Origin of the sequence: Kineothrix alysoides, from assembly GCF_000732725.1 — a bacterium.
In the GTDB taxonomy this organism is placed as follows: Bacteria; Bacillota; Clostridia; order Lachnospirales; family Lachnospiraceae; genus Kineothrix; species Kineothrix alysoides.
The window spans coordinates 690,365-706,854 of sequence record NZ_JPNB01000002.1; the positions used below are offsets into that span (position 1 = coordinate 690,365).

Below are 16,490 nucleotides of genomic sequence, written 5' to 3' on the forward strand. Positions count from 1 at the left end.
AACCGCTTTCCACTCTTGCCAACTTAAGTTCCACAAACCTTAGGTAAGCGCTCTCTTCTTCTGTAAACTGTCAAAGCCTACCGCAAGCACAAGCACGATACCTTTTACAACCATCTGCATATAAGTGCTTACATTCATAAGAACCATGCCGTTGGTAAGAATTCCTATAATCAATACACCGGCTATTACGTTTGACATTTTACCGTAGCCGCCGGTAATGGATACTCCGCCGAGCACAACACAGGTGATCACATCGAATTCATATCCCAGACCTGCCGTAGGTTGTGCAGAATTCGTTCGGGATAACATAACAATGCCTGCAAGACCTGCAAATAAACCGGATAGTGCATATACCAGATACTTCGTAACTCCTACTCTGATACCGGAAAGCTTGGATGCCTCCTCATTGCCGCCCACCGCATAGAAATAACGTCCGAAATAGCTCTTATTCAAAATAAAAGATCCGATTGCAAAGCAGACAATCATAATGATTACCGGGACAGGCACCGGACCTAAATACCCCTGCCCTATTACTTTAAATCTTTCATCAAATCCATAAATCGGTGTACCTCCGCTAATAAGATAGGAAGCGCCCTCAAAAACGATCTGTGTCGCAAAAGTAGCGATAATTGCAGGAATTCCGATTGTCGATATAAGGCAGCCATTTAAAACGCCGACGAGTATCGATAATATCAAAGATAAGATAATGGCAGTTACCATGCCAAATCCCATATTTACCATTAAGAATGCGGCAACGATATTAACAAAGGTAATAATCGAGCCGGTAGAAAGGTCAATGCCTGAAATCAGGATGACAAACGTCATGCCTATGGACGCAATGCCTAACATAGATACCTGGCGCGCTATGGTAAATAAATTGCTCGAAGATAGAAACCGTGGGTTTGCCAGTGAAAATGCTACAAACAGAATGATAAATACCATCCAGATAGCTTTTTCCTTTAATATTTTTATGATTGTGCTCTTCATCTTTACCTCCTAAACGGCAGATGCCATTTTCATTATAGTTTCTTGATTAAAGTCTTCTTTGCCCAGCTCTCCGGTAATCCGGCCTTCCGCCAAAACTATAATCCTATCTGACATTCCCATTAATTCTTCCATTTCTGATGAAATTAATAAAATTGTTTTGCCACTTGCGATTACTTCGTTCATCAGCTTATAAATCTCAGCTTTAGCACCTACATCAATTCCACGGGTGGGTTCATCAAAGATAAGCAATTCCGAGTTTGCAGCAAGCCATTTACCGATAATGACCTTCTGCTGGTTGCCGCCGCTTAGGTTCTTTACTATTTGATGCAGTGTGGGAGTTTTAATTAATAATTCCTCCTCACATTTCTTCGCTATTTCCAGTTCCTTTTTATTGTTAATTACCGACGCTCTGGATATCTTCTTGTAAATCGGCATATTGATATTGTTTTTTATGGATATGCCGAGCAAAACGCCATGACGTTTGCGATCCTCAGGTACCAGCGCAATGCCGAGGTCAATCGCCTCCCTTGGAGACTTCGGATTGATTTCTTCCCCTTTAAATATCATCTTTCCTTCCGTCTTCTTCGCCGCACCGAAAATCATCTGTACCAGTTCCGTCCGGCCGGCACCTACCAGCCCACCCAGTCCAAGAATTTCACCTTTACGAACCTGTAAATTAATATTCCTATCTCCATTGCCGCTTACATTTTGTAATTCCAGGATAATTTCATCCTTCTTATATGTTTCCTCCCGCGGAGGAAATGTCTCACTCAAAGAACGACCCACCATTAACTGAATCAGCTCATCTACATGGGAATCCTTTGTAATCAGCGTCTTGATATATTCACCGTCACGCAATACTACGATGCGGTCGGACAGCCTGTATATTTCTTCAAGCCGATGGGATATATATATAATGGATACTCCTTTTTGTCTTAGCAATTCACATACTTTGAACATGCTTTCAACCTCAGCGGTGGTAAGAGGTGCAGACGGTTCATCCATAATAAGCACCTTTGCATCCTGTAGAATTGCCTTGGCAATCTCAATCATCTGCTGATAGCCAACGGTAAGATCTCCGACCAAAGTCTTGGGATCAATCTTAATATTTAACTGTGCAAATGCCTTTTCCGCTTCTTTTTCCATCGCTTTTTTATCGACGACGATTCCTTTCCTGATCGGATTTCCCAGAAAAAGGTTCTCCGCGGCTGAAAGCCCTTTAACGTTATTAAATTCCTGATAAATAATTGCTATCCCATTCTCTGCCGCAAGCTGAGGGGACATGTGGGTGAATTCCTTCCCATTAATCACTATCTTACCTGAAGTAGGAATAACCGCACCGGAACAAGTCTTGATCAACGTGGATTTTCCGGCGCCGTTTTCTCCGATCAGTGCAAGAATCTCGCCTTTTTTTACTTCCAGAGAAACATCCTTTAATGCAACTACACCCGGATATTCTTTTCTAATATGTTGTAGTTCCAAAATATAGTCATCTTTCATTATTTACACCACGCATTCTTGTTTTTGAATGTGGAGTTATTCTAAAATAACTCCACATCCATAATTTGTACTACTGTCTTCTATTATTTATAGTCTGCCAAGTATTCCGCTGCATTTGAGCTGTCGATAACAAGAAGCGGTCTTACTAAATTCTGCTCTGCAAAGGTCTCACCATTAAGAAGTCTCTCATAAAGATCGACAACTGCTGCCGCTGTTTTCTTATTGGAGCCTTCAAAGCCTACGGATGCTCTTGTTGCTTCACCGTTCACGATTGCCTCTAACTGCTGCTGTGTAGCATCTGCCGAGAAGATACCCATATCGTCGGGAATATTTCCTTCCATCTTTGTCATAAATGCTTCGTTAGCGCCGATGTCACCGCCTGCACCGATGGAGCAGACAATCTTAGTATCGGGGTTAGCCTGAAGAATCGTTTCCATATTGGTGATTGCCGCCTGAGCATCAAGTGCCGGCTGCTGTGCTACAACCTTATATTTGCCGTTTGCTATCTCTTCAAGAGCACTCAGAATACCTGTTTCTCTTTCAAGAAGAATAGGAGTCTGAGGATAGTTCATAATTGCTACTTCCGCTATGCTTCCATCCGTGTAATGCTCGTTAATGAAATTAGCTGCTTCCTGTCCGATTACATATCCCAACTTGGTATTATCGAGAATCCAGTTAAGATCGGTATTTGTCATCGCATCATCCCAGCACATTACCTTAATGCCTGCATCTCTCGCCTGTTTTAAATAGTCTTCAATTGCATTAGGATCAGACGGATGAACCATGATCAGATCTACCTGATTGGTTATGAAGTTTTCAATCTGCTGAATCTGTGTCGCTGAGTTATCGTTACATGCAAGAATGGTGTATTCCCATCCCTTTTCCTTCAAAAGCTTTTCTACTTCTCCAAATACTCCTGCCCAGTAGCTGTTCTCAAGCGACTGAAGAGTAATTCCAACCTTGAAGTTCTCAGCCTCTGCTGTATCAGCAGCTTCTTCTTTTGCAGGTTCTGCCACGGCTTCTGTCTCCTTGACTTCTTCCGTCTTCGGGGCTGCCGCTTCTTGTGTAGGTGCCTTTGTACCGCATCCTACCAATCCGGAGAATGCCATAACTCCAACCAGTAACAAGCTAATGATTCTTTTTTTCATTTACTTTCCTCCTAATAAATTTTATAGTTTCTATATCATAAACAGCTTTGGCCTTAAGCTGCCTATTTCACAGTAGTTCGACAGGCCTTTGGCTAGTCGTTCAATCGAATAACAACCTTCCCTTTTCTTCGATAGTTCTCATCTTCGAAAGCTTTCACACAATCTTCGAGAGGAATGACATCGCTGATCATATCTGTCACATTCAGTTTCCCGGACTCTAAGATTGCAATAGAACGTTCAAAGGTATAAGGATTGATGAAGGATGAGGTAAGCTTTAATTCCTTCTTAAATACCATCTCCGGATCAACAGATACGATTGTATTCGGTCCGGTCAGACCGAACATCATAACGGTTGCCGCTTTTCCGGCACACTTTATGGCTGTTTCAATAGTCCGGATACTGCCAACGCATTCGATTACTACGTTAACATTCTTGCAATTTTCCTTCAACACAGCTTTTATGTCTTCTTCCAGGGGATTGATCGTAATATCCGCTCCGAGCTTGATTCCCATTTCCCTTTTTTCAAGTACCGGCTCTGAAAGAACAATTTTGCTGGCCCCGGCCATTCTCGCAAGCTGCAGCATAATAAGACCAATAGGTCCGCCGCCGATTACCAGCACCTCATCTCCAAGCTTAATATTGCATAAATCAATACCATGAAGACAGCAGGATACCGGCTCGGCCATGGCAGCAGTTAACGCATCCATGCCCTCTTTAAATTTGAATACCTGTTTCTCGCAAACAACACAATATTGTGCAAAGCCACCGTCACAGGTTGTTCCGATTCCAATTACATTTTCACAGAATTGCTCCATCGCATTCTTGCAATAGTAACACTCGCCGCACATATTGTTAGGGTCTACTGTTACCAAATCTCCAACCTTTACTTTGCTTACCTTCGCCCCGGTTCTTTCTACAATTCCGGAGAATTCATGCCCCATAATAAGCGGAGGTGCGGCTTCAAAGGCTCCCCCGTCTCCGCTGTATATATGGATATCGGTACCACATACCCCACAATATTTAAGCTTAATTAAGACATCCGTATCACCGACTTCAGAAACTTTCACATCCTCCACTCGAATATCCTTCGGTCCGTTATAGATTAGTGCCCTCATGTTCATGGCAGTACCCCCTTCGATCTTTCAATAGGAAACTCTCTTTTGAATATCTATAGCTTCCTTAGGCATCCGTGTATCATTAAGATATTATTAGCTTATCTAATTTTCCAACTAATTAATATCCCATTAGATTTCTAATTATCCAAGTATCTTATGAAGTTGTTTTTCTGCCCTGACAGACAGATCAAACACGAGTTAAAAGTATTTGATTTCATTTGTCATATGAATTATCATATTATTAATAAGGTTCCTGAAGGCTATAACGAAGCATTCAGAACGCCTGTCACATATTTATAAGGGAAAGGTTCTTCTAAGAAAATAATCCGAAGAGGAATTGTAATAAAATCAATAAGGAATTTAGAATAAGTAATCTAATTATTCTAGAAGGAGGTTCACTATGAAAAAAGTAAAGGTATGTAAACATTGCTCTAATTTTGATACAAAGGAAATCAAGGAACAGGCAGAGAACATGAATTGTAAATTAAAGTTCGACTGCATAGGCAAGTGCCGTAAGAAATGCCCTGAACTAAAGGATAAATACTATGGAAAGATCGATGGTAAGCTCGTCGTATGTTCCTCTAAAAAAGAATTCTTTGAAATGATGAAATAATTACCGGAAGGATTTGATTTGTTTTTATCATAATATTGTTAAATAGAACGTTTGCATCTACTCATTGGGATGCAAACGTTCTATTTTTACTTAACTTAATGATATTGATCATGAGAGGAGCATATCAGATTGTTATCCTCCATACCTCTGTTTTTTACGATATCTGATAGTAAGCCCCACTCCCGCAGATATAGCAATTGAAATAAGAATATAGAGCACCAGACCATTGGCATGCTTTTTCTCTTCTTTTTCCTGGGCATATCCCGAGTAAGCACTCATATCACGAATCGCAAGCTTCACATTTTCCGATTGGTAAGCCGGTGCGCTGAAATACTGTTTCATATCTACAATTTCATAAGTGCCCGTTGCCTGATTGTAAACGGTAATAAGATCTCCGCTATTTGTGCTCTTTTCTTCCGTTCCTCTATTGTCCTGATCTGTGTCCTCCTGCCCGTTTGAGGATTTTATTTGCGGCGGCTTTTGCCCGTTGTCTATTCCTGCTCCTTCATCCGATACGGAAGTTCCCGCGGTGGATGACTTCGACGCTTTTGAAGCATTCCCCGCTTTCTCCTCTTTTTCCTGATCCGCTTCCGGCTTCGCTTCTTTTATTTTACCGCTATTTTGTATTTCTTCCGCAAGCTCGTCATCGTTGTCCGTGGTACTTAAGGCTTTTCGGGTCCCGCCATCCGGCTCTTTCCCTGCAGAACCCTGTTCCGCAAGGCTTGACTCAGTCTCTACATCAGGACTTAGAACTTCACCAATGCTTCCGTCTGTTCCCGGCTCCGCACCATTACCAAGCGCGGTTCCGGAAGCAACCAAGTCACCATTGCCCATGCCTTCCCCAACAATACCTGCTGATTCTGCCGGCGGATTCCCTGCAGAACCGTCATCCTCTCCTGAAGCCATCGGTCCATTCTGCGCATCATTACCACCTTCCGCAACTCCTGATTGTCCGGCAGTATTGGTATCCGTTCCAAACGCGCTTCCGTTCCCGCCGCTTCCCTGCGACTCTTCAGAATCCAAAATGACATTGGAGGAGTCCGCTTTTCCACCTGCCGGAATTTCTTCTGCCCGGCTGCTTTTTATCCCATCGGAATCGCCTTCTGACATCGCTGTTACACCCGATGTCTTAGCGCCTTCTTCTGCCGCTCCCGTTTTTTCATGTTCGCTCTTTGTGCCGTCTCCGGTACTATTCTCATCATTTTCTTCTCCTGAACTGTTGCCTTCTACCATTGTAAAAAGACGGTCAGCAGTACCTGCAATTTCCGCAACCTTATGATTCGCCGCATAGCTGTTGCTCATTTGGGCATACATGGACTTGTCCCCCATAAAATATACCTTAATATAATCCAATAAGCTTATCTCATCGGCAAATGAGTAGTCAAACAAATATTCCCCTGTCATATAGTTATATCCGACAATTCCTCCATTGGAATACTCCACTAAGACAAATGGAGCCGAACAATCCAGATTGTTTGTCATATAGACGATTCCGCTTCTTTTAAAGTCTTCCGGCGCGTTGATATTCTCTCCCTGCTGCATATCTACCATAATGCCATCATCACCTAAAATCGTCTGGTAACTGTCTCCGGCCTTCACGTAAAGTAAAATGGAGTCTTTCACATTCTCAATCATACCGTCAACAAATCCCATTACTCCTGTGCTTCCCTTCAGTATTTGGGTTTCTCTCTGCACAATATCTGAACCTATGATTTCTGTAAACTTCGAATATGTTTCTACTTTATAGCCGTCATAATCAAAGGTTTGCAGAGGTATCGGATGTTCGATGGCTCCGATGCCCTCTACGCTGCCAAGTACCGTTCCGCTTTCTATCTCTATAACCTGTCCGTCTTTCGTCAGCGCTTTCCCATTATAGATGGTGATATAAGAGCCTGCCATTGTCTGAGCGCTCGGATCTTTTCTCGTCCCCTTTGATTGCTCTGTACTCTCTTCTCCTGACTCCGTTTGCTCCTCCGCTTCTTCTTTCACCGTTGAACCCGTTCCCGATACGATACCTGCCTCATCAATATAATAATACTTTGTTCCGTACGTCATGACATGCCTTGCCAACGCAGATGATTTATAATAAATCGGTTCACCATCTTCCCAATAATACTCCTCCGGATAGTCAAAGATATCTTCCAGCATATAATCGGTTCCATACACCTGTCCGTCTGCTTCCATATCTATTACAAACTGGTCAGGATTCGCAACGCCTAATTGAAGCTTAAGTCCCGCCCGGTAATCATAGGTGTAGGTATATACACGTTTTGTTATCAGTTGCTTATCTACTGTCTGATTCCCATATGACAGCATAAAGCAACCGTTTCCGTCTACAAAGTTCTGGCTGAATTCTATATTTACCTTATCCACATCAACCGGATAAATAATAGCATATGTATTATTAAGACTTCTCAGCATAAACGGGGAAGCATCGATACGCTGGGCAGATGGTGTCCATACGGGTATGGGCAATGCCAATCTGTGCGCCGACTGATAGCTTACCAAATAATCCGATATTATATTTGATTTTTCATTAATACGGATATGCGGCAAATAATCTTTGTCCTTATACATACTTGCATCAAGCAACGCATCCCACACTGCTGTACTTGTAATACCCGAATGAATAAACCTGTGGTAGTCTCCTTTTACGTTAAGGCCATTATAGGTCCCGTTCGCCTCTTTCCATTCCGTTTCATGACCTGACTGACTGCTTGTCCATGTAAGCCATCCAAGAGCCCGGAACATCTGTAAATTTCTAATATCTGATGCCGATACGATACGGACATTATATGCATCACTAGGTGCATTTTCACTGGCAATACTGCTATACTCATTTTTGTTCCAGCGCTTAAAGCGATAGGTACCGCTGTTCTTTGCATAATCCGGAGCATCTGCATTTTTTGCCAAATACAATGTATCATTTTCTGTCGTTCCTCCGACCCTCATCCCATCCCAGAAGTAAGTACGTCTCGCTTTATCTGCCGACGTATTATCTTTTGATATTGATATCCCATTTGCTTTCCCTTCAAATCCATCCTGATAACCGGAAAAAGCATGTGCAGTCCCTGCCATATCGGAGGTAACTGATTTGGCAAGTATTAAATTCATATATGTGTACTCATTTTCATTCGAGGCTCCGCTCTTATATCCGCTTTGATCTGCCTTGCTGCTTCTTCCGCCGCTCGCCTTATGCGATGCCGCTACGGAATTACTATAGGCCATTTCATTGCGTCCGATAGCTCCTCCCGCCCATTTATTGGCATGAACCGTTCCCGCAAAATAATTATACCTCATCCCTACTCCTGAATAGGAGTATACCGGATTACCGTTTATCGTAGCCGTAGTATAAGAGTTCTGATAGATTCCTGATATTCCGCCTGCGGAATGCCCCTTGCCTGCCACGTTTGCATTAGAATAGCTGACAACTATCGCTCCTGCATTGTGGAAACCCACAATACCTCCTGTCCCGTTATATCCTACAATCTGATATTGCTGCTTAGCCGCAGGAGATATCGTGTTTTCCGGTTCCGCATAATAAAAGCTGCGATTTACACCATTTGAACAGTATCCTACTACGCCTCCTACATAATCAAAGCCGGAATCAGCAATCGCTGAACTTGTAAGTATATTCGTATTCATAACGCCGCTGTAAGAAACGGTAGCTTCACTTTTTCCAACTAATCCGCCGACAGATTCAAAGCTTCCGGCAATCGTTTTTTCCGCCTTGATTGAGGAAGTATTAACATAGCAGTAATTAACCGCTCCATTATTTGCTTTGAAACCATCGAGCAAGCCTATGTTTGAATGGTTTTTGACATCGATCGTCGTATTTTCCACTACATTATAGTTATCGCTATAATCATGGTAACCACTGATTCCTCCGACATAATAATACAAAGATGCCGGTGTCTTACTTGTAGTGACTAAAGTATTCTTTACTGTCGTATTGCTGGCGTCATAGCATCTGCCGAACGCTCCTCCAATATAGCTGCCATGCCCTTTTACTATAATGCCGTCTACCACTAATGGCCTTGCATTAACCGCCGAGTTGCCGGCAGAACCTTCCCAGCCATTCGCATATCCATACAGCAGACCTGCCAGACCTCCGACGTAATTACCATTGGTACCTGACAGCATAGTCTCCTGTACACCGATCACAGTAGTAGAAGCAATAATATTACCGCTGCCGTCATAAGTTGGCGTGCCCGTCAATGTAATATTCCTGAAACAAGGAGCATTTACCGTTGTTCTCGGACTTGCATTTACGCCGACGATTCCTCCGACATAATCATTTCCCGCACCGGTAACAATAATGTCTTTAAAGCTTATATTATCAAAGCCTGATTTCTCGGTTCTTCCAACCAGACCTCCGACACTTCCGCTTCCTTTAACGGAAATATTCTCTCCTGTAATATCCTCATATAGGGTGCCTCCTGTCGAGAATCCGACAAAGCTGCCTACCTGAATTTGTTTTGTTCCATTCAGACCGACTTCGATATTTTTCAATTTGATATCTGACAGCTTACCGCTGATCTGGTATCCTATAATTCCCACATTATTTTTATCCGCTGTCCTGTTATCAATCTTAATCCCTTCAAATTCCACATCTGTTATCATTCCGGCCGAGGTTCCAATAATTCCTGTACCATCACGCAGAGCAGAATTTACCGAGCAGTTCTTAAATGCAATATTGCTCAATTCGGTATTCAACCGGAAAATAAAATTTTCATTATTTCCCTGGAGACTTCCCTTGCCGGGTCCGATATTCACATTGGAAAGAACCGCCTTCCCGGAACTTACTCCCCCCCTTAAACGTCCAATCTTGGCGTTCGTTGTAGGATTAACACCGGTAAATGAAATATCATTAACAATTCGGTAGTTTTCATAATTTCCATAATTGTTTGTTAGATTAATATATTTATTCCATGTATCTACATCTTTGATATCACAAAACATGGTGAGCGGAACTCTGACAGGATTATCAGAAAAATCTGCCTTCCCAATCGTGATACTGTTATCATCCGCTACTTTCTGGTATGTAATTTCCGTCAATAAATAGCTGTCCTGCCAATGTTCTTGCTTGGATTCCTGCAGGTAATCCGCATATATCCTGTTTTTCCCGCTGCTTATATCGTCAAACGTATATTTCAGATTTTCTATTTTAACCCCGGTAATTTTATATCCATTAGGATTATTCAAATCCATATAAATATATCTTTGGTCTTTATTAATCCCTACATCCCTTACTTCCAAATCATTATTTTGAACATGGACCAAACTAAGAGGGGTGTCGGTCTGAAACGGCAAAGGAAGCGTAGTTCCGACATAGTACAATACGGGCATGACTCCACGCGTTACCACCGAATAATCATATACTTTATCCATCTGAGCTATTGTTGTATAGGTATCCGGATTCTGCAGTTGGTCATAAGTTAATAAATCCAATGTGTTATCATCTTTAGGCTGACCGCTCATACCGTTAAGAAGCTGCACTTGCGAACCATAAAAAGAAACTATGCTGCCGGCATAACTTCCAATCGTATAGGATACATATTCCGCATTTGGATTGGAGCCAAATACGCTGCCCAGCGCAATACCGCTCATATTGTTTCGTGAATTAAGTACGGAGACCAATGCTGCTTCACCTATAATTCCACCCATTTTATCCTGATAACCGGTTACATTTACCCTTGAAATTACATTAGTCATACCATTATCTGTTGTGTTGGCGACATAATAACCTGCAATTCCGCCAACATTCATACCGCGGACGGACATATCCCCCGTAGCATAAGCGCCGTCTATAATACAATAATTATTAAAACCGATGATTCCTCCGGCACCTTCGCAGTTTCTAATATCTTCTACCGCCATGTTCAATTCACGAACATAACAATTACTGATACGGGCTTCCGTACCATATCCTACCATTCCGCCGATACGGCCTGTTGTATTGGTATTTTTAGGTTCCAGATATTTTATATTAATACCTGAGATACTGCTGTCCTGAATTTCAGAAATCGCATAGCTGTAAGCCGCGATTCCGCCCATATATCCATATCCGGTCAAAGAAACCTGTTTTAAATGAACATTGCTGATCACTCCATAAAAAAGTCTGATCAAGCTCGCATCAGCACCGGTTGTTCCCGCTGTTCCAAGCGTGATATTTTCGACGCACAAATTCTTAATCTCACCGCTCACATTTGCAAAAAGGTTAGGATAACTGCTTGTAATCGTTATATTCTTTATGGAATACCCGGCCGGATTGTCCGATGTGTTGCCACGGTACTTATTACCATCCAGCTTACCTTTATATTCCTTCGCTACATTAATACGATTGGCGGCAATTCCCGTAAAATCAATATCTGCTTGTAATTTGGCGTTTTCCGTCGGCGCACATACTACGTAATCATACCAATCCTGCGCATTGTAAATATTTCGGTAAAAATCTACAAGGAGAATAGGATTCGGGTTAAATGTTACGCTCTGTATCCTCCCGTTTATATAACACTCGACCGTTGTAATTTCATACGCTGAACAAAAACGGACGGCACCTGATACCTTAGCCCGCAAAGTCGTAAAGCCATCTTCCGACACAACAGAGGCGGAATCTATTTCTGTTGTAAGATTATCGATGACGATTTCCCTGATATCCGCATTTCTTGGATTGCTCAGACGAAATTCCACAACAGCCGCCTGCTCATTATCTGTATATTCAATCACCGTCGAAGATAAAATCTCAACCAACCGATTATTGATTCTGCTCGGCAGCGGTATATATGGCTGCTCCGGCATCTCAGCAGACATCTTAACGTGCGGATAATATCCGACTTCAACATTGGAAGTGATAAATTGATCTCCTAAAACCGATGCCTGCCAGCTGAAATCATTTAATGATTCCAAACCAATTCTATTTTGATATACAGATTTGGTATATGTAATATTATTCTCATTCCAATAGTAGACATTGCTTGTCCTGGAATTATTGGTTCCAAGAACAGGCCCTATATCTGCATCATAACTACTGTTATTGTATACGGAACTATAATATGACTGGCCTATTCCGTAAATACTGGTGATTCTTCCCCCTGCATTTCCTGCTACGGAGCCATACTCTGTTACAGCAGCAGTTCCTTTGTCAGGGCTGGGAACCACCACATTTACCAGGCTAAAAACATTATAAATCCTGCCGTTAGAGCCTTGCGCCCCCGCTATTGCACCAATGCGGATAGCACCGCTCTGTGACGGAGTTCCCACATCTGCATAGATATCAACACCGTAAGCATATCCATATCTTATAATCCCTTTATTATAACCGCACAGCAATCCGCATTCATATCTGGCAGTAAAAGGCATCATTCCATCCTCAGGATCATTGCTGATTGCAAAGTTCTCAATAATTCCCGATACTGTATTAATGCGGCATAATAATCCGAAATATCTATTTGCTACAGCCGCCCCCCCTTTAAATCTTACATGCACATCATGTATGCGGCCGTAATTGTTATAGCACAGCACTCCTGTATCATAAGCTGCCGATGTATAATTATCCATCTTTACATCAAACACCATATTACATATTTCGCCCTTAGGGCCAATATTGGAAAATAACGAACTGCCATTGGTTTTATAATTATAGGATAACGTATATCCTTGAAAATCAATAATTCCATTAAATATTGATGCCAGATTAACAGGTCTTACAGATTGTCCCGCATTATCAGGGTTCTCATAGTAAATATCACTTTCCAAACTAATGTCGCCCGTGATTATATATTTCCCGGTACCGCCGCCATTTTTTATTTTCCATACGAATTCCTTCGCATTATCGATATTTTCTGCAATCTGATCTGCGGTAAAGGTTAATGTATCCAATTCCAGTATCTGTCCGTTAATAATTACGTACAGTACCAGCGTATATGTATTATCCCCTTTATCTACAAGAAAAGATTTATTATGTATCACTCTGTTTGAAGCATCATAATCACCGGTTCCTATTGTATACGCTGCCGGATAGCCGGCGCTTCCCGTAATATCCACCCCGTTTTTCTTCACTTGAATAAAATAAGGAAGGTTTTGAAGAACTTTATCCTTATCATCTAATGTCACCTTCGTATTTGCACAAAGTCTTTTACTGTCATATCCCGCAATATTATACAGCTTAATCGTTCCCGACAAGTTAATAGAATCGCTTAACAGCAACTCCTTCAGAATCTTATTGGACTCAAAAGTTGCATTGGTATAGCCTTCATTATATTCAACAGCAATAAAAGTAAGCTTAAACTTCGCTTTAGGATCTAAATTCTTGATTTCAACCGGAACCGCGTCGTCTGTATTCTTAGGAATACGAAGCGCTTTCACAAAAGTACCGTCCTGCTGGTACAGATTCATTACTACTTTATGACCTGAATTGCCGATAATTGCTTCATCCGTATCCGTTACCTTCACATTAAAGCGCAGTGTTCCCGCAGCAAGTAATAAATCAGTCACTTCCACCTGAGCCGGTTCTCTTAACGTCTTGAAAGTGGATTGCGTAAGAGTTACGTTCATAGGGTATTTAATTCCGTTATAGGTAGCCCATATGGTCGGTTCGATTATATAATCGGTCATACTTTTCAGCGGATTCTGCCCTTCCTTTTGACCGGAAAAGAACGAGGCATCCATGGATACCGAACCATTCTGCACCTTGTTCGGCGGATCTGTTAAATGGTCATACCCGCTAAATGTAGCCATTGCCGTAGGATCAAATTGAATAAAGGAATCCGTTATCGCTTCCGCTCCGTTTCCCCTGATAATTTCAAATTTAACATCCGATAATAATGATTCCAGGACATCATTCGTACGCTCGGTATTCAAAGTATACATGATAACCGTACTGTGTGCCGTAATATTGGAAATATCAGCATTCACATAAATATTTCCCAAAGATGACAAGGAGGCAGCCGTAAATGCCAGATTTGTGATTTCGCCAAACAAGGTATTACCTGCTCCATTATTTAAGTTATAATCGCAGAATAAATAAGCATAATATTTCCGGTTTAACTCCAGACTATTGACTGAAATAACTTTACCGTCAATACTTATTTCATATTCCGTATCGGAACCGCTTATATACTTTTTATACTCCTCCTGCGTAAATTTATATGCATAATAAATTCTTCCGCCGTCAACTTTTCCGCCGTTCTCTATGTATTTGTCACATTCCTGCTTCGTAATCGGTGATGTTTCCATATTTTTCTCGGAAGAGAAAACAAGATAAATATTATAATTTCCGCTATTATCCCCTAAAATCGCGGATTTATCAGGATCTGACATTGTTACCTTCATCTTAAAATCACCGATTTTGTTTTGAACAATTTCCAGTTCTCCGACAGGACGCGATTTACAAGTAATAAATTCGCCCGTATTGTTGATCAACTCTATTTTCTTGCCAAAGTAGTCAATCGCTTCAATCTTATAGGAATACTCGCTGTTCGCTTTTAAATTAGGCATAGATTTCAGCAGTACATCCATACCGTTTTTAAAATTACGAATTTCCAATGCATCAATATTGGTAGTCGCATGAAAACCAAGCTGTGTACCTTTTCCACTTACGGTTAATAGCAAACCGCCGGAACGATTAATTCCGTACACCGCTTCTTCATCGGAAATTCCCTTCAAATATTCCACATGGGGAAGCTCCAATCTATTATCATAAAATACCTCAATATCCCTGTCATCTAACGCAACAGAACCTAATGCATCATAAGATTTCGTATGTAATGTTGTGTCCAATAAGGATTCCACCACTGTTTGATCGTATTCATCGTAATAGGTAAAATAAGCATTTACTCTGTATCTGGTATCCGGCTTAATCGCTCCGTTTCCTGCTGTAATGGTTTGTGATGAGCCGGTATATGTACGAAGAGCCAAAGTCTCTTTTCCACTGCTATCCACTTCATAAATCTCAAACTGCACTTTTCTGAGAGGATGTAATCTTCTGGCCGGGTCGCTTATCTTTACCGTTACCATTAAACGATATACTCCTTCTTCCATAGAAGTTATTTTTACAGAAGGCTTCTGATATTCCGGATCGGGCTGTTTCGTATCGTCTGTGGAGGGCTGCTTGTCAGGACGCATCGAATCCGGGCGCACTCCCATACTGCCTCCCCCCTGATTAGCCGAACCGCCGCTTTCTGAACGAGGCGGTCTGGAGGGCTGCTTTGCTTTTTCGCCGGAAGGCGTCTTCTGCTGAGACGAGGATGCCTCCGGCTGCTTTGCTTTCTGAACATCCCTTTTTTCTTTTTTTACAGTTTCTTTGTCTTCTTCTTTATCTTTCTCTGTTTTGTTCTGCTCTTCGGAGACTTCGGTCTGTTCCCTTGGACTATCGTCCACTACTGTTTCCGGAATCAGGAACTCCGTCTCTCCTTCTTTTTTCTCACTCTTTTCCTTTTTTTCAGTAATAACATGCAGCTTTAATAAAAGGTCATGGTAAGTATAAGGGGTATTATTTATCGTAATGATATCGTTGTCATCTATTTGACGGCATACCTGATAAACACCTGCTCCATCATTTGGTTCACAATAGGTAAAATAACCTTCTTTAAAATAAATAATGCTGTTCATAGCTATTTCGCGCTGTTCATTCCTGTCCTGATAAGCGACTTGATCCAAATTGATAAAAAGACCGTTTGTAAGCCTGCAAAAAAGATATTCTGTTGCATCAGCCCGCTCGCCTCCCGGATTGTATGAAATTCTCTCACTGACTGTCAGGCCTTGATAAGTATCGTTTTCTTTGAATTCCAAATCAAAAAGCTTTCCGGAATTCTCCATAAAGATAATTCCCGCATCACCATTGATATAAAAAGGAAAAGATAGGTCCACCTCCGTCTTCTTGTTTTCCCCCATATAAAAAGAGCTTCCCCGTTTGTAAATATAATCAAGCGCGTCAAAACGGTAATAAGGAATTGTTTCCGCATCTTTTCTCTCTTCTATGTCGGCCATGAGCATTTCTTTTATGGCATTACCGGAAATAGCATATCCGCTATCTTCCACTCTCAAATATGTATTAAACTTCGTTTGCAGAAGCAATAGTATAATGATAACTGCCGCTCCAATGCCTAACCAAATTTTCTTCATATG

6 protein-coding genes are annotated in these 16,490 nt (G+C 41.6%); 1 reads left to right on the forward strand and 5 read right to left on the reverse strand.

Annotated elements, in window-relative coordinates:
• Positions 1-39: 39 nt before the first annotated feature.
• The 4 genes from CC90_RS0114125 to CC90_RS0114140 form a co-directional block, all read right to left on the reverse strand.
• Complete coding sequence (locus tag CC90_RS0114125) at positions 40-987, reverse strand: ABC transporter permease (protein WP_031391415.1); 948 nt, start codon at positions 985-987, stop codon at positions 40-42.
• A gap of 9 nt (positions 988-996) precedes the next feature.
• Positions 997-2,487: a sugar ABC transporter ATP-binding protein gene (locus CC90_RS0114130; RefSeq protein ID WP_031391416.1), complete on the reverse strand. Its 1,491-nt coding sequence runs from the start codon at positions 2,485-2,487 to the stop codon at positions 997-999.
• A gap of 83 nt (positions 2,488-2,570) precedes the next feature.
• Positions 2,571-3,635, reverse strand: a complete 1,065-nt coding sequence (locus CC90_RS0114135; RefSeq protein ID WP_051869612.1) for a sugar ABC transporter substrate-binding protein — start codon at positions 3,633-3,635, stop codon at positions 2,571-2,573.
• A 92-nt stretch (positions 3,636-3,727) separates the two neighbouring features.
• Complete coding sequence (locus CC90_RS0114140) at positions 3,728-4,756, reverse strand: zinc-dependent alcohol dehydrogenase family protein (protein WP_242843311.1); 1,029 nt, start codon at positions 4,754-4,756, stop codon at positions 3,728-3,730.
• A gap of 394 nt (positions 4,757-5,150) precedes the next feature.
• Between CC90_RS0114140 and CC90_RS0114145 the strand changes: the two genes are divergently transcribed.
• Entirely contained in the window at positions 5,151-5,363 is a 213-nt protein-coding gene (locus tag CC90_RS0114145; protein ID WP_031391419.1) for a hypothetical protein, read from the forward strand.
• A gap of 132 nt (positions 5,364-5,495) precedes the next feature.
• Here the strand turns inward: CC90_RS0114145 and CC90_RS0114150 are convergent, their stop codons facing one another.
• Complete coding sequence (locus CC90_RS0114150) at positions 5,496-16,487, reverse strand: hypothetical protein (RefSeq protein WP_031391420.1); 10,992 nt, start codon at positions 16,485-16,487, stop codon at positions 5,496-5,498.
• Positions 16,488-16,490: the final 3 nt, after the last annotated feature.

Coding starts and splice junctions, on each gene's coding strand:
- CC90_RS0114125 (WP_031391415.1), bottom strand. CDS start 987: ATGAAGAGCACAATCATAAAAATATTAAAGGAAAAAGCTATCTGGATG.
- CC90_RS0114130 (WP_031391416.1), bottom strand. CDS start 2,487: ATGAAAGATGACTATATTTTGGAACTACAACATATTAGAAAAGAATAT.
- CC90_RS0114135 (WP_051869612.1), bottom strand. CDS start 3,635: ATGAAAAAAAGAATCATTAGCTTGTTACTGGTTGGAGTTATGGCATTC.
- CC90_RS0114140 (WP_242843311.1), bottom strand. CDS start 4,756: ATGAACATGAGGGCACTAATCTATAACGGACCGAAGGATATTCGAGTG.
- CC90_RS0114145 (WP_031391419.1), top strand. CDS start 5,151: ATGAAAAAAGTAAAGGTATGTAAACATTGCTCTAATTTTGATACAAAG.
- CC90_RS0114150 (WP_031391420.1), bottom strand. CDS start 16,487: ATGAAGAAAATTTGGTTAGGCATTGGAGCGGCAGTTATCATTATACTA.